The organism is Saonia flava (genome assembly GCF_011927795.1).
GTDB lineage: Bacteria > Bacteroidota > Bacteroidia > Flavobacteriales > Flavobacteriaceae > Saonia > Saonia flava.
Genome location: NZ_JAATJJ010000001.1, coordinates 2,652,965 through 2,675,617 on the forward strand (window position 1 = coordinate 2,652,965; position 22,653 = coordinate 2,675,617).

A 22,653-nucleotide genomic window follows, 5' to 3' on the forward strand; every position below is an offset into this window, starting at 1 on the left:
ATGACTAAACATTCAAAATATTTTTTTGCAAACATTGCCATAGTTTTTTCTGTGGCAATGTTTTTTTTATCCTGTGAGGACACCTATGAAAGAGTGGGAGATGAAGCCCCGCCCATAATTTTTCCACAGGGAGTTGCTGAAAATTTTGTTCTCACCTATACGGAAACCAATGATAAAATGTCCAATGAGGATAGGGAAACCAGTAGGGTGTTGGCTATTTTAAAAAGTCCCGTTAGTGAAGATTTCGATAATCTTAGGTTTCCATATCGTACTTTTCCAAAAGGGCTACAAGTAGATTTTTTTGATGAAGAAAATAATAAAAGTGTTATTACTGCAGATTATGGAATTATCTACTCTGCAACAAATGTAGTAGATTTACAAGGGAATGTGGTCATAGAAAGTGAGGATGGTAAAAAGTTGGAAGCACCACAATTGTATTGGGACAGGCAAAATTCTTGGGTATTCACCCAAGAAAAGTTTAAATATACAAATCCGGAAGATGGAAGCATTATGGACGGTGAAGGAATGGATTTTAACTTGGACCGTAGTTTTTTTAGTGCACACAAAACCTATGGTTTAATGATGATTAAAGAAGAGTAGTTATGATCAATATTTTAAAATATACAGAATACTTGTACTTAGCGGTATTTTGTTTTTCGGTTTATAGAGTATACACAGATTGGAACATTGATAGAAATGGCACCTATTTGTTCATATTTTTTGCGCTGGTTTCCATAGGGATGTTCTTTTTTAGGAGAAATTACAGAAAGAGATTTGAACAGCATAAAAAGAATAACCAAAACTGATTTTGGAAACCTCATACTTAATAATTGTTATCTGTTTGTTATTGTCGGCTTTCTTTTCCGGCATGGAAATAGCTTTTATTTCCGCCAATAAAATCCATATAGAAATAGAAAAAAAACAAGAGGGTTTTTTGGCAAAAGTGCTTACTCGTCTTACTAAAAAACCATCCAAATTTATAGCTACCATGCTTATAGGCAATAATATAGCGTTGGTGGTATACGGTATTTTTATGGGAGACCTTTTAATGGAATGGTTCATTGGCCTGTATCCTACCAACTACGGGTTTTTAAATCTGATGTTTACAGATTTCAGCCTTCTGTCCCAGACCATAATCTCCACTTTAATTATTTTGTTTACGGCTGAATTTTTACCTAAAGTATTGTTTCAAATATATTCCAATACCTTGTTGAAGATTTTGGCTGCACCAGCTTATATTTTCTATTTGATTTTTTCTGTGATATCGGAATTCATAATCAAAGTATCAGACTTTATTTTAAGATTCTTTTTTAAGACAGAGGGTGATGAGGTGCAACTTTCATTTTCTAAGCTTGAACTTGGGGATTATATTACGGAACAAATGGAAACTGTGGAAGAGGAGGATGAAGTTGATTCGGAAATTCAAATATTCCAGAACGCATTGGAATTTGCTGCGGTAAAAGCTAGGGAGGTTATGGTCCCCAGAACCGAAATAATGGCGGTAGAGTTGCATGAAACCCCAAAGAATCTTGCCAAAATCTTTACAGATACCGGATATTCAAAAATATTGGTCTTTAAAGATACTATAGACGATATTATTGGTTATGTGCATTCTTACGAACTTTTTAAAAAGCCAAAAACTTTAAAAAGCATTTTACTACCGGTAGAGTTTGTTCCAGAAACCATGCTGATTAGTGATGTGTTAAATGTACTGACCAAGAAAAGGAAAAGTATTGCCGTGGTTTTGGATGAGTACGGGGGCACTTCTGGGATAATGACCGTAGAAGACATTGTTGAAGAACTTTTTGGGGAAATAGAAGATGAACATGATTCCACAGATTTGGTTGAAGAGAAGTTAAGCGAGGATACCTATAAGTTTTCTGCAAGAATAGAGGTGGATTATCTAAATGAGAGTTACAAATTTGAGCTGTCAACAAGCGAGGAGTATGAAACGTTGGGAGGTTTAATTGTGAATGAAACGGGTGAAATACCAGATCAAGACACAGAAATTAAAATAGAGAATTTCCTTTTTACCATTTTGGAAGTATCCAGCACAAAAATCGATTTGGTAAGCCTTAAAATTCTTGAAAAAGAATAGGTGACTACAGTAGATTACATGAGCTTTTTTATCTTTCTTTTTTCAAAAGAAAATGGTAATTTCGCCAACTGATTTAAACATAACAACATAATGGCCATTTTAGAGAATATAAGAAAACGCACCACTATATTAATATTGATTATTGGTATGGCATTATTTGCCTTCGTAATATCTGGAATATTTACGAGCAATGATTTCGGAGGTGCAAAGGTGGGTTCTAGTATAGCAGAAGTAAATGGGACAGATATTTCTGTTGATGACTTTAGAAGAAAAGTTGAGAGTGCTTCGAGAAGATATGGTGCCAGTGCCACAACCATGCAAGTGGTGAACAATGTGTGGAACCAAGAAATAAGAAATGCGGTTCTGGGTCAACAATTTGAAGAATTGGGAATCAATATAGAGCAGGATCAAATCATTAATTTCTTAAAGAGTAATCCATCATACAGTCAAAATCCACAATTTGTAAATGAAGATGGGGTTTTTGACGAAAATGTGTTCAGGGAATTTGTCTCCAATTTAAAGGAAAATTTACCAGCACAATACGAGTTGTGGTTGCAAGATGAACAAAACATTATTCAGCAAGCTAAGGAGCAAACGTATTTTAATTTGGTAAAAGCGGGTATTGGCGCAACTTTAAAAGAAGGAGAGCTGGATTATAAATTGGCCAATGACAAAGTGGATATTCAATACGTGAGAGTACCTTATACTTCTATTCCAGATAGCTCAATCAGTATCAGTAAGAAGGAGATAGATATTTACATTAATGAACATGAAGATGAATATAAGCAGGAAAGTGCCAGAGATCTTCAATATGTTTTCTTTGAAGAGAAACCTTCTATGGCAGATGAAAATGCGGTAAAAGAGGAAATCACAAAATTGTTAAGTAGTACCCTTGAATACAATGAGGCCGCTGATACTACGGATACCATTCCAGGTTTCAGTGCTGTTGAAGATGTTGCTGCTTTTTTAGATAGAAATTCTGATACTAAATTTGATACTATTTTTAAGGCTAAAACTAGTATCCCAAGTCAATTTTCAGATTCCATAATGGCCTTAAACGTGGGAGAAACTTATGGGCCTTACAGAGAGGGAGACTTTTTTAGGGTTGCTAGAATGATGGCCAAGAAGCCAAACGGAAATGTTAAGGCAAGTCATATTCTTATTACATATGAAGGAGCAGAGAGAGCTAATCCCGAAATAAAAAGAACAAAAGATGAAGCTGAAAAGAAGGCCAATGAGCTTTTAAAGGAAGTATTAAAAAGCGATGTGGTTTTTGCTGAATTGGCAAGAGAAAACTCTGATGGTCCTTCGGCTCCTCAGGGAGGCGATTTGGGTTATTTCCAAGATGGGGTGATGACACCAAAATTTAATGATTTTGCATTCGGTAATAGGGTAGGTCATGTTGGTTTGGTGGAAACGGAGTTTGGTTTTCATATTGTAAAAGTTGATGACAAGCAAGACCTTGTACAAGTAGCAACCTTATCTAGAGAAGTTGAGCCTTCAGAAGAAACTATCAATACCTTATTTACAGATGCTACCAAGTTTGAAATGGAATCCGTATCATCTGATAATCCTTTTACAGATTTGGCAAAGGAAAGAGATTATGTGGTAAGGCCTATAAATAAGATTAAGGCTATGGACGAAAGCTTGCCAGGTCTTTCTACGCAGCGTGCCATTGTGCAATGGGCATTTAATCCAGATAGTGAAGTAGGCGATATTAAACGTTTTGATCTTAATAATGGATATGCAGTTGTGCAGCTAACCAAGAAATATAAAGAAGGATTAATGTCTGTTGAGGATGCTTCTGTAACGGTCCTTCCAAAGCTGCGTAAAAAAATGAAGGCAGAACAGATTATAGCAAATAATACGGGCAAGGCCATGGATGCTTTTGCGAAAGATAATAATGTTAGTTTGTCCAATGCCACCGCGTTGACCATGAAATCGCCAACTATTGCGGGTGCAGGAAGGGAGCCTGTTGTTGTGGGAACAGCTTTTGCAATGGGTCAAGACGCAACTTCTCATTTAATTGAGGGGGAGACGGGTGTGTTTTTAGTGAAAGTTACCAAGAAGGAAGAGGCTCCAAAATTGGATAACTATGTTACCTATGCCAATACACTCCGTTCCACTGGTGCAACTAAAGTAACTACAGCGGTATACAACGCTTTAAAAGAAGCTTCGGAAATAGAAGATAATAGAACTACTTTCTATTAAGAATATTGGTGCCTATAGTGCCATTTCTTTGTAAGGAAGAATAGTATCAAAACCCTTGGATTTAAAATATTCAGGGGTTTTTTCATTTCCTGTGGCAAGAATAAAATCACCGCCCCAAGCCCCAAGACTTTTTATGGCACCCCAATAGTCTGGGAAAAGAGAAGTTTTTACAGGCGCTATTTTAATAATGTTGGAAATTATATGCTCATGTTTCGTCAATAATTTTTCAAAAGTTGATAAATCAGCACAATCTATTATTTCTTTGGTGATTTCTGAAATCTGCTGGATAAAGACAGCCGAATCAAATTCTTGTTTTCTATATTGTTCAATGCCATCTCTGCTGTTTTGTTTTTTGTTGAGATACACAAAGTATAGCTGATTCTTAAAATTGGGGCCAAAGGTGAGCTTTTCTATTTTTGGAAAACCCTTATTCAATTGATAGAGAATGGGAGTCTGGTGTTGGGCACAAGCAATATCGTAGCCACTGCCTCCCATGCTTTGCGTAAGTAAATAGTAAGCATTAACTTGGGCCCATTGGGCAATGTTATTAATTAATGTGGAAGAAGTTCCCAATCCCCAATCTTTAGGAAAAGTAAGCTTGGTTTCTACTGCCAATCCTGATGTCCCTTTCAAAAATGCATTGTTTGCCTTTTTTGCAGTCCATAGGATATTTTGAAGTGTTTTGGCAATTTCCGCATGTGAAGTTGATTTAATTTCAAAGCTTTCCATATTAAGGCTTGTTTTAAACCAGCCTTCGCTTTTTTCATCAAAACTCAACCAGGAAATTTCACCTGAATCGTTTTCTGTCACACTTAAATATTGTCCATACTTTGTGGGAATGGCCAAGCTCAATGCTCCATCCAACACGGCATATTCCCCTGTAATCAATAATTTTCCATTGCTGTAGAATGTCTTCTTCATCTACCTATTTCGGAACCTTTTATAAGCTTCATGGACTGCTGTATGGGTTACCGTATTTTTTTTGAAATATTCAACGAGTGTTTTCTTCTCTTCTTCTGTGGCACCTAATTGATTTATAATATTCATCAGGTGCATTTTCATGTGCCCTTTCTGTATTCCAGTTGTAATCAATGAACGAAGGGCAGCAAAATTTTGTGCCAATCCGGCCACTGCCACAATTTCCATGAGCTCTTTGGAAGAGGGCTTTTGTAAAACCTCAAGTGCAACTTTAACCATGGGGTGTAAACTTGTTAGACCACCAACTGTCCCCAGTGCTAAGGGAATTTCTATCCAAAATTTAAAAATCCCATTTTCTATTTCGGCGTGTGTCAGGCTGGTGTATTTACCATCTTTACATGCATAGGCATGCACACCTGCTTCAATAGCTCTAAAATCGTTTCCTGTCGCCAGGACAACAGCATCTACACCATTCATAATGCCCTTGTTATGTGTGACAGCTCTGTAGGGTTCAACTTTGGCTATGTCAACGGCACGGACCATTTTTTTGGCAAACTCGGTGGGTGAAATAGAATCCCCTGGATTTAACTCCTCTATGGGGCAACTTACTTCAGCTTTTACCAAGCAATTGGGAACATGGTTGGATAGAATGCTCATGACTACCTCAATTTCTTTGTCAAATAAAATAGAAGAATTATGGGCTTCATCCTTTAATGTTTTGGCAAATTGTTCCAAACAGGAATTAATGAAGTTCGCCCCCATGGCATCCATAGTTTCAAAGGTGCAATGGAGCTGGTAATAATTATTCAAATCTTTGGTTTTGGCCCGAAGTTCAACGGATGTAATTCCACCACCGCGCTTCTCCATACTTTTTGTAATGGGCAAAACATCAGCAAGCAATTTGTTTTTAATACTATTAAAAAACAATCTTAATTCATCTTCGGGTCCCTTATACATAAAATGTACTTGGCCCACTTTTTCTGTTCCAAGTACCGTGGTTTTAAACCCACCTCTATCCAACCAGAACTTGGCAGCTTTACTTGCTGCAGCGACAACTGAACTTTCTTCAATTGCCATGGGAATGGCATATAACCTATTGTTGATTAAAAAATTAGGTGCAATTCCAAAAGGAAGGTAGTAATTGGTAATTGTATTTTCTATAAATTCATCATGCAACTTTTGCAATTCAGTATCAGTGTTCCAATAGTTTTTAAGAACCTTTTTGGTGGCCGAAGAATTATTGGTATAGTGAGCAACAAGCCAATCTATTTTTTCTTCTTTGCTTAATTTGGAGAATCCCTTTTTGGGAGAAATCATATGTTATTTATTTCTAGGACAAAGATAATTATAAAGCAACTAAGTTTTATGGAAAGCATGTTGAGGCAATTTTAGACATAAGAGTTGTTACAAATTAGTGCTAAAGTTTAATTTATTGTGAAATTATTAGTAAACTTGGAGGTTTCAATCAATTTATGATTTTACAATGAGAAGGATATCAATACTACTTTTTATAACTACTTGTTTTACAACCCTTTCTTTTGGGCAACTAAAAAAAATAACTGTTGAAGATATATACAAAGGGGAGTTTAGAACAGAAAGAATGGATGTGCTGCGTTCCATGAACAATGGAACACAATATACAGTTTTAAATAATGACAGGGGAACCAATACAAGTACAATAGATAAATACGATTATAAAACTTTGGAAAAGGTGGAGACCATTTTGTCTTCTGTAAGCCTGAATGATATTCAAAGCTTTAGCTCTTACCAATTTAATGATAATGAGACAAAACTAATTTTGTCAACAGAGGTGGAATCTATTTTTAGACGTTCCACGCTGGGGATTTATTATATATATGATATTGCCAGTAAAATTGTTGTTAAGGTAGCTGATGAAAAAGTACAAGAACCTGCTTTGTCTCCCAATGGCAAACAAGTTGCCTATGTTTTGAACAATAATATTTACATAAAAGATTTGGCTGCAAACACAGTGCAGCAGATTACCTTTGATGGTGAAAAAGGGAGAATAATCAATGGGGTTACAGACTGGGTATATGAAGAAGAATTTGGCTTTGTAAGCGCTTTTGCTTGGAACTCTGATGGCTCTAAAATTGCTTTTTTAAGGTTTGATGAAACCGATGTCCCCAATTTTTCCATGGATGTGTATGGCACAGGACTTTATCAAACACAACATGAGTTTAAATACCCTAAAGCTGGTGAGGCCAATGCTATTGTAAGTTTACATATGTACGACGTGGCATCTGGAAATACTACAGAAATAGATTTGAACAATCCCTACTATATTCCAAGAATAAAGTGGATGCACAACCCTAATTATTTAAGTGTGCAAACCATGAACAGACATCAAAACCATCTTGTTTTGTATTCGGTGGATGCAAACAAAAATAAAGTCTCGGTCTTACTGGAAGAAAAAGATGAAGCCTATATTGATATTACAGACGACCTTACTTTTTTAGCTGATGATAGTTTTATATGGACCAGTGAAAAGGATGGCTATAATCATATTTATCTCTATAATGAGAATGGAGAGTTGATGAATCAAGTTACAAAAGGAAATTGGGAAGTTACCAGATATTATGGATACGACCAGAAAAATGATAAAATATTCTATCAGTCGGTTGAAAATGGCTCTATCAATAGAGATGTATTTAGTATTGATAGCAATGGTGGCCATAAAAAAAGATTGACATTTAAGGATGGCACAAATTCTGCCTCTTTTAGTACGGATTTCACCTATTTCATTAACACATTTTCTAGTGCTAGCACACCTCATGAATATACGCTACACAGGGCAAAAGATGGGAAAATAGTAAAAAGCATAAAGGACAATGTAGCTTTGACAGAGAAGTTAAAAGGTTATGAGTTAAGCCCAAAAGAGTTTTCTACAATAACTATCAATGGCAATGATCTTAACATGTACATGATAAAGCCCAGGGATTTTGATTCATCAAAAGAATACCCCCTTTTTATGTATCAATATAGTGGGCCAGGTTCGCAGAGTGTAAGTAATAGTTGGATGGGATCCAATGATTACTGGCATCAAATGTTGGTTTCCCAGGGGTATATAGTGGCTTGTGTAGATGGTCGTGGCACGGGGCTAAAAGGAAGTGAATTTAAAAAAATAACTCAAAAAGAATTGGGCAAGTACGAAGTTGAGGATCAAATAGAGGCGGCTAAAAAGTTGAGTGAATTGCCATATATAGATGAGGATAGAACAGGAATCTGGGGATGGAGCTACGGTGGGTTTATGTCCACCAACAGTATTCTAAAAGGGAACGATGTTTTTGAAATGGCCATTGCTGTTGCACCAGTTACTAGCTGGCGTTTTTATGATACCATTTATACAGAAAGGTATATGGAGACTCCTCAGGAAAACGCTAGTGGTTATGATGAAAATTCTCCAATGAATTACCCTGAACTTTTGAAAGGAGACTATCTCTTAATACACGGTACCGGTGATGACAATGTACATGTGCAGAATTCTATGAGAATGGCCGAAGCATTGATACAGGCCAACAAACAGTTCGATTGGGCCGTATATCCAGATAACAATCATGGAATTTATGGGGGAAATACACGAATACATCTCTTTAATAAGATGACAAATTTTGTGAATGAGCATTTAATGGATAGACAGGAAAAAGAAAAGGATACAGAGAAAAAGATTGTTAAAAAGAAGGAGATTAAGGGATAAAAACTAACCAACTAAGATATTATGGCAGACGCAAAGAAACAAGCACATCAAAAAGAACTTTTTGGACACCCAGTAGGACTTTATGTACTCTTTTTCACAGAAATGTGGGAACGTTTTTCCTACTACGGTATGCGTGCATTACTAACACTCTATATGACTGCCAAAGCTTTGGAAAATAATCCGCAAGGAGGATTGGGATGGACAACCACAGAAGCTCTTGCGTTATATGGGTGGTATACCATGTTGGTATATGTAATGAGTATTCCAGGCGGTTTTATTGCGGATAGATATCTTGGGCAAAAAAAGGCGGTGACTATTGGGGCTATATTGCTTACCATTGGTCATGGAATACTTGCAATAGACACTATATGGGCATATTATACAGGTCTTGGATTTGTTATAATGGGTGTAGGAATGCTTAAACCTAATATATCTACCATGGTGGGTGGTTTGTATAAGCAGAATGATATTAGAAGAGACAAAGGGTTTAGTATTTTCTATGTAGGAATCAATTTAGGGTCATTTTTGGCATCTTTAACCGTTGGTCTGGTTGCTAAGGTATATGGGTGGCATTATGGCTTTGGTTTGGCAGGAATCGGTATGTTGATGGGGCTTATTGTATACCTATATGGACAGCGTTTCTTGGTTCATGTTGGGAATGAGCCGACTATGGAGCAAAAGTCTGAAGATATTAGTCTGGGAAGCTTGTTTGGACAACTATTTAAATCGCCATTACAACTGGGCATAGTCCTTGTATTGCTGGTGCTATCAATTTATGCTGGATTTACTTTTGAAGGGCCTGATCATTGGGGATATGGAGCATTATTTATTGTGCTGTCCCTTGTAACTGGTCTGATGATGATGATATACAAAAACTTGAATGGACAGGTAGAAAAAGATAGGTATGTAGTTTTATTGTTGTCTTTATTGATGGTTTTGGTTTTCTGGGGATGTTTTGAGCAAATGGGAGGTTTAATGAATTTGTATGCACAAGAAAAAACCAATAGAATGTTTATGGGCTGGGAGGTGCCAGCTGCATGGTTCCAAGGAGCCAATGCTGGATTTATTATACTCTTGGCTGTTGTTATTGCTAATTTTTGGGCTAAGAGAAAATTGAAAGGAAAAGAAGCATCTTCATTATTTAAAATGGCAGTTGGTGTTATTATTATGGGAATTGGTTTTGTGTATATGGTTTTTGCTTCATTGCAATATGAAAGTAATGGTAGCTCTGCTATGTATTGGTTAGTACTGGCCTATCTTTTTCACACTATTGGAGAACTATGTTTGTCCCCTGTTTCCCTGTCTTTTTTCACAAAATTGGCACCAGCGAGATATATGGCATTAATGATGGGGGTGTATTGGGCAGCAACAGGACTAGGTAATAAGGTAGCTGGGGTAATTGGAGAAAGCTCGGTACAAGCCGGAGAATTAAAAGTGTTTGGTGGGCTATTTATTTTTGCCGTACTTTTTGGGATCTTAGTATTGTTGCTTTTAAAGCCCTTGAAACGACTTACACATGGGGCTGAAGATAAAGAAACTGTAATTCATGATGATGAAACAGAAGGCTTTGAATTAGCAGACCATGATTAGATAATAGAGAATCTTTATGGGATAAAATAATAAGCTCCTTTTTCACCAGTATAGTGGAAAGGGAGTTTTCTTTTTTTGCAGGTTTCTTTCCATCTTGATATATAGGTTTTATAATTAGTTCCATCGGCAATAATCATTTTTGGTTGAACGGAATCTACTAGTCTTTCTAAATTGATTTTTGGGGATTGGGTCATTAAAATATAGTTTACCTTGTGGGTACTATATATACTTGTGCTATCGATTATTAGGAGTTTTTTATTTTGAATTTGGTAATTGTTCTGCAATGAATCATAAATAAGGGTGTCGCTATGTTCGGCAATCATATAATTTTTAATTATTTGATTTGAACGACTTTTATTTCGTGTATAAAGATGTAACTTCTTTCCTTTTTGGTGTAACAGAACAGTGTTCCTTGATTGATGTAATAGGACCACTTGTTCTTTTTTCATAATTTCCCTTTTTTGATAAAAAGCCCAAGACTGCAATCCAATTATTCCTATAAGAAGAAAGGCCAATCGTTTAAAGGATGTTTTAGTAAAAACCAAAACCATGGAAATTATTATTACATAGCTAATGAGCAGTTGAACCCAATCAAAAGAAATATTTTTGAAAATAAAGGCTTCTTGCTGGGCCACCCAGCCAACAACGGAGGTCATTAAATAGATTAAGGTGTTATAAAAAGATGCAAGAAATGCAGGGAGTATATTAAGCATAGCAAGAAGTACAACCAAAATTCCCAAGCCAAGAATGATGCCCAAAAAAGGAACAATCAATAAGTTGGATATAAAGAACAATCCCGGAAATTGATGAAAATAAAACAAACTAATGGGCAAAACACCTAATTGGGCAGCAATACTTACAGATAGCAATTGCCATCCTTTTTGCAAAATCCAATATTTTGGAAACCAAAAATTTTGCAGCAAAGGATATACCCATACAATGGCAAAAACTGCCGCATAGCTCATTTGGAACCCTACTTGAAATAATAACATAGGATTAAACAGTAAAATGAAGAATAGGGACAATGCCAAAATATTGACCATATTGGTAGGCCTGTTCAAATGTATGGCATAGGCAATAAATGAGAACATAGTGACAGCCCTAATAATGGAAGCAGAAAATCCGGCCAAAAATGCAAACCCCCAAAGCAAAATTACAATTACTATTAACTTTAAAGTTTTGCCTTTTGGCAATTGTTCCAAAGGGCTTAGGATAAACTGTAGCAGAAACAAAATCACACCTATATGAAGTCCAGAAAGGGCCAAAACATGAACGGCCCCGGCATTTTTATATGTGTCGTAGGTTTCGTCAGAAATGTCATTTCGCTGCCCTAATATGAGTGCCTGTATAATTGCGAGTTCTTCTTTGCCAAAATTTGTTTGTTGGAGTTTTGATATAATTTTACTCCTTGTAGAAGCGGCAATTCCATAAATTGTTTGAGTGTTTTTTTTGGTTTTTATGTAGTTTCCTTGGTTCAAGGAAACTTGGTGATAGACGCCTAAATCATTTAAATATGAAGCGTAGTCAAATTGATGTGGATTTAGGGGCTGGCGTATTTTGGAAAACATTGTGTAAATAAGCAATTCATCATCTACCTTAAACTTGGAAATTGTGGAGTCAATGGGAGCATTGAGAATTATTTTTCCTGATTTTTTGACGCCTTCTGCACTTTGTACACTGGCTATATATCGGTCAGAAAATGAATTTGATTTTAAGACCTCCCTTATTTTTATGGTCCAGATTTCAGTATTTTCAAATTGGGAATTAGTATAGTGGGATAATTTATTTTTTGGCTGGGCCATACTATAGGTAAGAACTCCTAACGCAATTGTTGTAATGCCAAATAATAGCCCAAACAATTGCGTATTATGATTTCTTTTTTTGAAAAATAAAAAACCAAGAAGTCCAAGGTTTAGTGAAATAAAGCTAAATAATAGGACCGGGCTAATAGTTGTGTGTCGACCAATTAGAATTCCCAGCACCAATGAAATGCCCAGTTTAACTGAAATGAATTTGAACAAATTCATATTAAAGAACGCGGGTAGCCTTTACAAAAGCATAGTTCCAATAACCTTCGCGTAAAGAAGAGACAATTACTCCTCTAGATGTGGTGGAGTGAATAAACTTTATATCCTTTCCATCTACCGCCACTACCAAGCCTACATGATTTATTTTTTTTCCTTTTTTGGATGTTTTAAAAAACAGTAAATCACCCTTATCCACATTTTTCACTTTTATTTGTCTTCCCTTGTTTGCCATTACATAGGAAACTCTGGGAATGGCGACATCATGCTCATTAAATGCCACATATAATAGGCCAGAGCAGTCCATTCCTTTTCTGGTGGTACCGCCGTATCTATATTTTACACCGGTAAAAGTCAATGCTGTGGATATAATATTGTCGGCCTTAGTATTTTTTCTTGATGAGGTTTTGGTAGTTTCTTCTTTGGGAGCTCTATTCTCTGGCGAAGCTTCAACAGTTATTTTTCGCTGTTTTCCATATGTCGTTTTTTTCTTTACAAAGCAGGAACTTGCCAGTAAGAGAATTAAGGAAAAAAGTATTGATTTGCGAATCATCCAAGGAAAATTATGTCACTTGGATATCAAAATTAAGCATTTTCTACAATTAATGAAGCTGCCTTTTCACTAGCGCCTGTTCCACCCAACCTTTTTTCAAGCTCATAATAGTCTTCAAAAACATTCTTTCTCCTAGGCCCATCAATAATTTTAGTGAGTTCAGAAGTTAGATTTTTAGTGTTCAAATCATTTTGAATCAGTTCTTTTACGACCTCTTTTTTCATAATGAGATTTACCAAAGAAATGTACTCTAAAGTAATGATGCGTTTCGCTATTTGATAGGATATCCAGTTAGCCTTATAACATACCACTTGGGGAACTTTAAAAAGAGCAGTTTCCAAAGTGGCCGTACCGCTTGTGACCAAAGCAGAATGCGAAACATCCAACAATTGATAGGTTTTGTTACCAACAAAACCTATGTTGGGCTTGGTCATAAAAGGTTCATAAAAATCTTTTTCCAAGCTGGGTGCGCCAGCAATTACAAATTGATAATTGGGAAAGCTGTCTGTTACGGAAAGCATAATAGATAACATATTATTCACTTCTTGCTTTCTACTTCCTGGTAAAAGAGCTACAATGGGTAAATCTGAATCCAGATTGTGCTCTTTTCTAAATTCTTTTACTTTGGTTTTCTCTCTATTACTTATGGCATCAATAAGTGGATGACCAACAAAATGGACTGGGAAACCATGTTTTTTTTCATAAAATTCCTTTTCAAAAGGAAGGATTACATACATGGCATCAATAGTGTTTTTGATTTTTGTGATGCGCCCTTCCCTAGATGCCCATATTTGCGGAGAAATATAATAGTTGGTTCTAAAATTATTTTCTTTGGCCCATTTTGCAATTCGCAGGTTAAACCCAGAATAATCAATGAATATTATGACATCTGGGGAGAAATTTTTTATATCCTCTTTGCAAAAACTAATATTCTTGAAAATTGAACGAATGTTAAGAAGTACTTCGGAAAAACCCATAAAAGCCATTTCCCTGTAATGTTTTATCAAATCGCCTCCGGCTTCACGCATTAGATCACCACCCCAGCATCGTATATTGGCATTCAAATCCTTAACTTTTAAGGCCTTGATGAGATTGGACCCATGCAAATCTCCCGATGCTTCCCCAGCAATGATATAATACTTCATTCTAAAACATTTTATAATAAAGTATAATTAGGGCGGTCAAAATGGTCGCAATCATTACACCTCTTGCCCTATAATCCCTTCTTATTCTTAAAAACATAAAAAAGGCAACTAAATTAAGAATGGCACCCAAAGCCAAAAGACTTCCTATATGACCTTGTCGGATTGCTGCACTAAATGTGTCAACGATGTTCATATCCGAAAAGAGGACAATGTACAAAAGGGTGCCCAAGGTATTTGCAATTATTCCTACTGCAAAACCTATGAGAATTTCTTTTTTATTCATGTAGATTCCAATTGTTTATATGTTGAATGGCATGGTGCGCCGTTAAATCAAATTGTGTTGGGACTACAGAAATATATCCATTGGCCAAGGCCCATTCATCTGTATCCTCTCCTTTGTCCAATAACTCAAATTCGCCTGTAAGCCAATAGTAATCTTTTCCCATTGGATTTGTCCTTTTGTCGAACTTCTCTTTCCAATTGGCTCTGGCCTGTCTGCATATTTTTATCCCTTTTAATTCTTTTTTGCTCAATTTAGGAATGTTCACATTTAAAACTACCCCTTTGGGAATACCATTTTCCAAAGCTTCTTTTACAATTTTTATAATGCTCTCCTTGGCTTGATCAAAATCTGCTTCCCACGAATAGTCACAAAGGGAAAATCCAATGGCGGGAATACCTTCAATACCTGCTTCTATGGCAGCACTCATGGTGCCAGAATAAATTACATTAATCGATGAATTTGAACCATGGTTGATGCCGCTTACACATAAATTTGGTCTTCTGTCCAAAAGCTCTTGAAGCCCTAATTTCACACAATCGGCAGGAGTTCCACTGCAACTATACTCTTCTTTGGCACCATTCATTAAATCAACCTTCATTTTCTTGGAATATAAAGTATTATCCAAGGTAATTGCATGCCCCATGCCAGATTGAGGACTGTCGGGTGCCACTACAAATACATCGCCAACTTCTTTCATAAATTTAACCAAAGCTCTTAATCCAGGAGCGGTAATGCCATCGTCATTGGTCACTAGAATAAGAGGTTTTTGCATGGAACATAATTTATGTTGTAAAAATACGTTTTTCATTAGGAACTGTTCCCTATGCAGTTTAACAAAAAAATAAGGTGCTGACTATAAACTGGCATGGTTTTTTCAGTATATTAGGGAGTTCATTACTTTAATGAAGTTTTAATTTTATGATTTGCTCTATTTCCAAGTTGGATTTGGAACTTAAATAAAAGATTACATGAAAAAAAATTTAGCTTTCGCATTTTTGGCAATGTTGGTTGCCGTTGCTTCTTGCAGTTTTACAAATAAGTCTTTTGAGACCAATGACAAGGATAAATTGTTGTTGGATTTAATAACCTATGTTTTGGAAAGGGGACATTTTGAGCCCAAAGACATAAATGATGATTTTTCGGTCAATGTTTTTGAGAGTTTTTTAGATGTTTTGGATCCAACAAAAAGATACTTTTTGGAATCTGATATTAGGGAATTTGAGAAATACAAATTTCAGATAGACGATCAAATAAAGAATACAGAAATAGGTTTCTTTGATTTGGTCTATAACAGGTTGATGAAAAGAATGGGAGAGGCAAAAGAAATATATGGAGAAGTCCTTTCTACCCCTTTTGATTACAATGTGGAAGAAGAAATAAATATTGATTATGAGAACCAGCCTTTTGCGGATTCTAAAAAGGACTTAAAAGAAAGGTGGAGAAAACAGCTTAAGTATGCTACATTGGGAACATATGATTCTAAAGCGACTGATTCTGAAGCAAAAATATCGGTAGAAGAAGCAGAGCAAGAAGCGCGAGAATCTACAAGAGGCACATTGGATGATTTCTTTGACTTCATAGAGGACTATGAAAGAAAAGATTGGTTTGTACAGTACATTAATACGATTGTAGATCAATTTGACCCACATACATTTTATTTTGCTCCAGATGACAAAGAAAAATTTGATACCAGTATGTCTGGAAAGTACGATGGAATTGGTGCACGTTTGCAAAAAAGGAAAGATGAAACCAAAATTATCGAAATTATTTCTGGCGGGCCTGTATGGAGAGATCAGCAAATTGAGGTTGGGGATGAAATTTTAAAAGTAGGTCAAGAAGGTGAGGCTCCAGTGGATATAGTGGGAATGAGATTAGATGATGCCATTAAATTGATAAAGGGACCAAAAGGTTCCGTTGTTAACTTAACTATTAAAAAGGTAGATGGTAGTATACAGGTATATTCTATCACTAGAGATCAGGTAGAACTGGAAGAATCCTATGCCAAATCAGCCAAAATCAGTAAGGGAAATCAGAAATTTGGATTAATCAACCTTCCAAAGTTTTATGTTGATTTTAGTGATTATGGAGAAAGAAACGCTGCTACAGATGTTGCCAAAGAAGTGGAACGTCTTAGAAATGATGGCGTGGAAGGATTAATATTGGATCTTAGGGACAACGGAGGCGGATCATTGAAAACTGTTGTAGAAATGGCAGGATTGTTCATTAAAGACGGTCCTATTGTGCAAGTGAAATCTTCGGGTCAGGGAAAAGATGTATATGATGACAAGGATGAACGCATTCAGTGGGATGGACCTTTAGTGATTTTGGTAAATGAACTTTCAGCTTCTGCTTCGGAAATTTTGGCCGCAGCAATGCAAGATTATAAAAGGGCTGTTGTAATAGGAAGCAAACAAACCTTTGGCAAGGGAACGGTTCAAAATGTGATTCCTTTGGATAATATTGTAAGAAGCAATGAACATGGAGATTTGGGAGCAATAAAGCTTACTACCCAAAAATTTTATAGGATTAATGGAGGTTCTACGCAATTGGAGGGTGTAAAAAGTGATGTGGTTGTTCCAGATAGGTACAGTTACATAGAATTGGGTGAAAGAAACCAAGAGAATCCATTGGCTTGGGACAAAATTACTCCAGCAGATTATAAAGTATGGGAAGGATATATTGATTATGAAGAAACTATAGCCAATAGTTCCAAACGTATGGCAGTTAATGCTCAAATTAAGTTAATAGAGGAAAATGCCAAATGGCTTAAAGAACAACAAGATGAGGTAATTGTTTCTTTAAAGTATAGTGATTATAAATCTAAAGAAGAAAAATTTAAGCTGAAGTCGGATTACTTTAAATCTATTTCAAATTATGATTCCCATCTTAATTTTGAATCTCTAAAATATGAGCAAGAACTGTTTACTCAGGATTCTATTCTTAGGGAAAAAAGGGACCGTTGGCACAAAAATTTGGCTAAAGATGTTTATGTTGAAGAGGCTGTTAATGTGCTTCAGGACCTAAAATTGAACAGTATTAAGAATGCCAAACTTGCGAGTGTTAAGGGATAGGATATAAAGCTATTGGATAAAAAATGCCTTGGAAAATTTTCAAGGCATTTTTTTTGTCCTAATTCCAATATTACTTAAACTATTCCAACAGTTTTAAAGCAGTTATACTGTTAATTGTAATTTCTTCATCAAATTCATCCAGTTCTTCTATCTCTATATAGGTGATAAGAAAAGATTTGCCTTTGTAGGTGTCTTGGGTTAAATCATAGGATGCCATTGCTTCATCAGATATACTGGAAAATTCATTGGCGTAGCCATCTTTGTCTGTAAAATAATAGATTCCTTCTTCAAAGCCATCAAACGTAGCTGTCATGGTTTCACTTTCCTGTGAAATTTTTATATTATTTATGGAAACCATTAAAAAAAGTGAAATAAAAAGTGTTTTCATGATCAATATTTTATTTGTATTGTGAGTAGTCATCTCTTAAAATCATGATATTGCTTCAACACAATAACCTTAATTAAAAAAGACATTAATATGTTATCCGGAAGCTGACTTTATATTCGATTTTTCATCCTATGAAATGCTTTTGAAAATACCTTCCTGTTCATTCAAGAGCCCGAACCTATTAATGAATCTTATGAAGTCTAAATATTGTTTTTTAAGTTTTTTCAATACAAATGAAAACATTTTTTTAATATGAATTTTAATTATTTTACACATTTAAAGTATTGGTTGTTAGTCAGGTATACTTATTTTGGCGAACTGGTGTATTTTGGAAATGCGTTAATTTTGATTTGGATGAATTTCTATTGGTTTTTTAATACTGAATCAAAATAGAAACTACCTTTGACCCTATAATTTTAAGAGACCATAATTACATTTATATGAATACTAAGTTGTTTATTCCTTTATTTTTTATAAGTTTCTTTTTGTCTTCACAAGAGAAAGTTGATAATGTTAAATTAAGGTCAGATGTATTATCGTATAAGAATGATATTAGAGGACCTTATAAAGATATTCGATGGTTTTGTACAGATGGCAGCGTTAGGGCTCCTAAAGACCCCTGTCCAGATAATATAGGTCCTGGTGTGCAGCATGCACGCTATAAGGACGAAGTGGTCAATACAGGAAATAAGTATGGTATTTACTTAGGGCAAATACTTACTTATACAGACTTAACGGAATTTTGGGATATTAAGAATGACCATTCCAGATTAAAACAATATCAATTGGATAAATATTTGCGTCAAGTAGATAATGGTTGGATTAATCAGAAGGGTCAGTATTATAGAGGGTCAATACAGGTAGAAGATGAGGAGCAATGGGGTGTCTATTTTTACAAATGGCTACTAGGAAATGATGATTATTTAATTCAAAATTACTTTTTAATTCGCCAATCCTTAAAGGATATCCCGCATAGCGGGGATGATAATGTTGCTCAATTAATGCGAAGTCAATCCAAGGTTATATCTGACCTCTACCAACCCTTTATGGATTTAAGGGTTAAGATACATAGTCAACCACAGTTGGAGGATATTAAAAAGGTAAAAGATTTTAAACAAAAGAATAGCTCTAAACTTAATACTGATCTTAATAAAAAGTTGGACGAATTAATAGGCACAATGGACAAGTTCTTCGCTCCTTTTAATATTGTAGAGCTAGCCACAAAAGAAGATTTACTAAAAAACACATCTATAGGAGAGTCTATAAATTCATATGTAAACAGAAATAGTCAAAGTAATATGACTCCTAATTTTATTGTTGAAACTTCACAATTGCTCTTGAATATAAGACAAGGAATCCTGAGCGAAAAACGACCTGAGGCCAGGCTATATTTGTTGGATATTTCAATAAAATTAGAAGAACTGTTGTTTAAAAGTGTTCAAAATTGGGTGCCAAAAACCCTAGATGGACAATTAGAAAAAATATGTAGCCTTGCAACCGCTACTGTGGGTGCTGGATATATAGAACTTTGGGAGTGGGAGCAAATAAATAGTATTTTGAACCAAGCCAATCAAGATGAGCTTTCATTATCAGAATTAACTTCAATTTTGGAAACCGCAAGGGGGTCTGTGGAATGGAGTGTGGCCATGGTAAAGGCAAATTATCAAGACATTGTTGATATTTATACAGGTTTTGAACCCAAAGCTTATGGATTTATAGATGATCGTATAAGAGGCTCAATAGCACTGCACTTGGGAGAAAGTGTTGGAGAATTGGGGGATTTTATTTCCAGGGAGTCCGCTTTGACCAATAAGGTGTTGGATATCCCTAGTCAAAGTGCTTTCAGAGGTCTTAATCCTGGCTATGCTTTTGGGGAACTGGTTGTTGTTGAAGGTTCTTCAGAGGATATAGAAGTATCTTCGGATAAGATTTATATTTTTCAACGTTCACCTTCAGATTTAAAACCAGTAGCTGGCATCGCCACAGTGGCAGAAGGCAATATGGTATCACACGTGCAACTATTGGCTAGAAATTTAGGAATACCCAATGCGGCACTTGCTGGAGAAAATTTGCAGAGCTTAAGAAGATACAATGGTAAAAAGGTATTTTATGCAGTTTCCAACAAAGGAAACGTAATTTTAAAGTTGGAAGCTCAAATGAATGAACAAGAACGCGGCCTGTTTTTAAAGAAGGAGCGTAGTACTGACAAAATAGCTGTACCCATTGAAAAAATTCGTTTGAATGAAAAAAACATACTAAATCTTAGGAGTGTGGATGCTAATGATTCTGGACAACTATGTGGGCCCAAAGCTGCAAATTTAGGACAATTGAAGAAAATGTTCCCAGATAAAGTAGTGGAAGGGCTTGTTATTCCATTTGGGATTTTCCGTGACCATATGAATCAAGAAATGCCTGGGCATGGGATTTCTTATTGGGCATTTTTGAACAAGATGTTTGCAGAGGCTGAAAATATGAAGGGTAAAAACATTGCAGAAGCGGATGTAGAGAATTATCAATTGACTCAACTTGAAATCTTACGTGAGGCCATAAAAAAAATGCCTTTAAAAAGTGATTTCTTGTCCCATATGGATGAGGATTTCAAAAGCATTTTAGGAAAGCCAATGGGTCAGCTCCCTGTTTTCTTAAGAAGCGACACAAATATGGAAGATTTAAAAGATTTTACCGGCGCAGGATTAAACCTAACCCTTTTTAACGTTTTGGATAAGGAAAAAATTCTTAATGGTATAAAAGAAGTTTGGGCATCCCCTTATACAGAACGTAGTTTTAAATGGAGGCAAAAATACTTAATGAACCCAGAGAATGTATTTCCATCTATTTTGGTAATTCCCAGTGTGGATGTTGATTATTCTGGTGTGCTCATTACAAAAGGCATCAATTCTGGAAATGATATGGACTTAACAGTTGCTTTTAGCAGGGGTGCCGGTGGGGCTGTAGATGGCCAATCAGCTGAAACATATACCATAAAAAATGAAATAGGTTACCGTCTTTTGGCGCCTGCAAGGGAAAACCATTATAATAGCCTACCTATTACTGGAGGTACGGAAAAGAAAACTGCAACTTTTGAAATATCTGTTTTAAATAATAAAAATATTGAAGAAATTAGGGAGTTGGCATCCAAGATTAGAACCATATTGCCAAAGGAAACAAAGTCCGATTATAAAGGTGCCTATGATGTGGAGCTTGGATTTAAGAATAATAAATTGTGGTTATTTCAAATACGTCCTTTTGTAGAAAACAAAAAGGCATTGAGCTCAGAATATTTGGAATCCATAACTCCCAAAATTGATTCAAAAAAAGAAATAAAACTTTCAACCATATTGTAATGAAAAAAATAATCATTTCTGGTATCATTTTAATTTTCTGTTCTGCATTTTCTGCTATAATAGAATATCCGATTGATGGTTATGAACGTACCGGGATAAAAAGGTTAAAACGTTTAGAGCGTATAAAAAATGGTGAAATAAAGGACGCTTCCCCATTGCCTATTGGCGCTATGAAGTCCTACAGTGATATTACACTCAACCTTCTTTCCAAAAGAGATGATAGTGTCATGGCCTTGATGGAAATAGACGAAGATTTCCAAAAAGAAATAAATGCTTTGTTTAGGGGGTTAGATAGGAGTTATTCCATTACAGTATTGGATATTTCGGATGTGGATAATATTCGTTTTGCTAAGCGAAATGAAACGGCAGGATACCAACCTGGAAGTGTTGGTAAATTGGTGGTTTTAAATGCTCTGTTTACCCAGTTGGCTAAAATCTATCCTAATTCCTGGGAGCAACGAACGGAACTGTTAAAGAACAAATCTGTTAAAGCTGGAGTTTGGGGGTTAACAGATGAGCATACTATTCCAATTTATAATATAGAAAAGAACACCTTGGTCAAGAGACAGGTTATAGCCAGTGATGAATTTACTTTATATGAATGGGCAGATCACATGCTAAGTGTAAGTAATAATGGTGCAGCAAGTATAGTTTGGCGGGAGGCCATGTTAATGGCAGCTTTTGGAAATGAGTATCCAGGACTCAGCCAAGAGGAAGCAGATATATATTTTAAGGAAACCCCAAGAAAGGATTTAACGGATTTGAGCAATGATGTGGTAAACCTTCCTTTGCGGGATTTGGGTATTACAACAGATGAATGGCGTTTGGGCAGTTTTTTTACAAGAGGTGCCAATAACTATGTGGGTGATAAGGGGGGAAGTATTGGTACCCCAGCTGGTTTAATGAAATTTTTGATACAATTGGAACAGGGAAAAGTTGTAGATGAGCAGTCCAGTTTAGAAATGAAAAGATTAATGTATATGACAGATAGGAGAATTAGATATGCCCAAGCTCCGGCATTGAAAGAGGCTGCAGTATATTTTAAATCTGGAAGCTTGTATAAGTGCGATAGAAGTAAAGGGGAGGCCTGTGGAAAATATATGGGTAATGTAACCAACTTTATGAATTCAGTTGCAATTGTGGAGCATCCAGATAATTGTAGGTATATGGTTGTTTTAATGACCAATGTTCTAAGGAAAAACTCTGCTAGTGATCATATGTATTTGGCTGGAAATATAGATAAATTGATTAGGAAATAGAAGTTATAAATGATATTGACATTTTTGCTTTAGTTGCTAAAGAATAGGAAGATC

The 22,653-nt window shown here is 35.7% G+C and carries 17 protein-coding genes; 8 read left to right on the top strand and 9 right to left on the bottom strand.

What is annotated here, in order from left to right; translation table 11 throughout:
- Nucleotides 1-600, top strand: a complete 600-nt coding sequence (lptC, locus tag GGR42_RS11660; RefSeq protein WP_167964092.1) for an LPS export ABC transporter periplasmic protein LptC — start codon at nt 1-3, stop codon at nt 598-600.
- A gap of 38 nt (nt 601-638) precedes the next feature.
- Here lptC and GGR42_RS16970 read toward each other — a convergent pair whose 3' ends face one another.
- Nucleotides 639-821 (bottom strand): hypothetical protein, encoded by a 183-nt coding sequence (locus GGR42_RS16970; RefSeq protein ID WP_209023995.1) that lies wholly within the window; start codon nt 819-821, stop codon nt 639-641.
- A gap of 47 nt (nt 822-868) precedes the next feature.
- Here GGR42_RS16970 and GGR42_RS11665 point away from each other — a divergent pair, with 47 nt between their 5' ends.
- Nucleotides 869-2,098, top strand: coding sequence for a hemolysin family protein (locus GGR42_RS11665; protein WP_245201442.1), 1,230 nt, complete (start codon nt 869-871; stop codon nt 2,096-2,098).
- Nucleotides 2,099-2,188: 90 nt separating this feature from the next.
- Complete coding sequence (locus GGR42_RS11670) at nt 2,189-4,309, top strand: peptidylprolyl isomerase (protein ID WP_167964096.1); 2,121 nt, start codon at nt 2,189-2,191, stop codon at nt 4,307-4,309.
- A gap of 12 nt (nt 4,310-4,321) precedes the next feature.
- Here GGR42_RS11670 and GGR42_RS11675 read toward each other — a convergent pair whose 3' ends face one another.
- Both GGR42_RS11675 and GGR42_RS11680 read right to left on the bottom strand, forming a co-directional pair.
- Nucleotides 4,322-5,230 (bottom strand): GYDIA family GHMP kinase, encoded by a 909-nt coding sequence (locus tag GGR42_RS11675; RefSeq protein ID WP_167964098.1) that lies wholly within the window; start codon nt 5,228-5,230, stop codon nt 4,322-4,324.
- A complete protein-coding gene (locus tag GGR42_RS11680; RefSeq protein WP_167964100.1) occupies nt 5,231-6,544 on the bottom strand; it encodes a hydroxymethylglutaryl-CoA reductase, degradative in 1,314 nt (437 codons plus the stop codon).
- Nucleotides 6,545-6,710: 166 nt separating this feature from the next.
- Between GGR42_RS11680 and GGR42_RS11685 the strand changes: the two genes are divergently transcribed.
- A complete protein-coding gene (locus GGR42_RS11685) occupies nt 6,711-8,942 on the top strand; it encodes a S9 family peptidase (protein ID WP_167964102.1) in 2,232 nt (743 codons plus the stop codon).
- A 21-nt stretch (nt 8,943-8,963) separates the two neighbouring features.
- The gene (locus tag GGR42_RS11690; RefSeq protein WP_167964104.1) at nt 8,964-10,532 is read left to right on the top strand and encodes a peptide MFS transporter; all 1,569 of its coding nucleotides are present in this window, start codon (nt 8,964-8,966) and stop codon (nt 10,530-10,532) included.
- Between the two features lie 14 nt (nt 10,533-10,546).
- Here the strand turns inward: GGR42_RS11690 and GGR42_RS11695 are convergent, their stop codons facing one another.
- The 5 genes from GGR42_RS11695 to surE are packed head-to-tail and all read right to left on the bottom strand — an operon-like array spanning nt 10,547 to nt 15,309.
- Entirely contained in the window at nt 10,547-12,559 is a 2,013-nt protein-coding gene (locus tag GGR42_RS11695; RefSeq protein WP_167964106.1) for a ComEC/Rec2 family competence protein, read from the bottom strand.
- Between the two features lies 1 nt (nt 12,560).
- Nucleotides 12,561-13,109 carry a C40 family peptidase gene (locus tag GGR42_RS11700; protein WP_167964108.1) on the bottom strand — a complete coding sequence of 183 codons (549 nt, stop codon included), beginning with the start codon at nt 13,107-13,109 and terminating at the stop codon, nt 12,561-12,563.
- 32 nt (nt 13,110-13,141) lie between these two features.
- The gene (gene lpxB, locus GGR42_RS11705) at nt 13,142-14,254 is read right to left on the bottom strand and encodes a lipid-A-disaccharide synthase (protein WP_167964110.1); all 1,113 of its coding nucleotides are present in this window, start codon (nt 14,252-14,254) and stop codon (nt 13,142-13,144) included.
- A 1-nt stretch (nt 14,255) separates the two neighbouring features.
- Nucleotides 14,256-14,537 carry a hypothetical protein gene (locus tag GGR42_RS11710; RefSeq protein WP_167964112.1) on the bottom strand — a complete coding sequence of 94 codons (282 nt, stop codon included), beginning with the start codon at nt 14,535-14,537 and terminating at the stop codon, nt 14,256-14,258.
- Entirely contained in the window at nt 14,530-15,309 is a 780-nt protein-coding gene (surE, locus tag GGR42_RS11715) for a 5'/3'-nucleotidase SurE (RefSeq protein ID WP_167964114.1), read from the bottom strand. Before surE ends, GGR42_RS11710 begins: the two co-directional genes overlap by 8 nt.
- 196 nt (nt 15,310-15,505) lie before the next feature.
- Between surE and GGR42_RS11720 the strand changes: the two genes are divergently transcribed.
- A complete protein-coding gene (locus tag GGR42_RS11720) occupies nt 15,506-17,608 on the top strand; it encodes a carboxy terminal-processing peptidase (protein ID WP_167964116.1) in 2,103 nt (700 codons plus the stop codon).
- Nucleotides 17,609-17,687: 79 nt separating this feature from the next.
- Here the strand turns inward: GGR42_RS11720 and GGR42_RS11725 are convergent, their stop codons facing one another.
- A complete protein-coding gene (locus GGR42_RS11725) occupies nt 17,688-17,996 on the bottom strand; it encodes a hypothetical protein (RefSeq protein ID WP_167964118.1) in 309 nt (102 codons plus the stop codon).
- Between the two features lie 440 nt (nt 17,997-18,436).
- Between GGR42_RS11725 and GGR42_RS11730 the strand changes: the two genes are divergently transcribed.
- Nucleotides 18,437-21,340, top strand: a complete 2,904-nt coding sequence (locus tag GGR42_RS11730) for a PEP/pyruvate-binding domain-containing protein (protein ID WP_167964120.1) — start codon at nt 18,437-18,439, stop codon at nt 21,338-21,340.
- Nucleotides 21,340-22,599, top strand: a complete 1,260-nt coding sequence (locus GGR42_RS11735; RefSeq protein WP_167964122.1) for a serine hydrolase — start codon at nt 21,340-21,342, stop codon at nt 22,597-22,599. The genes GGR42_RS11730 and GGR42_RS11735 overlap by 1 nt, the downstream gene beginning before the upstream one ends.
- Nucleotides 22,600-22,653 lie beyond the last annotated feature (54 nt).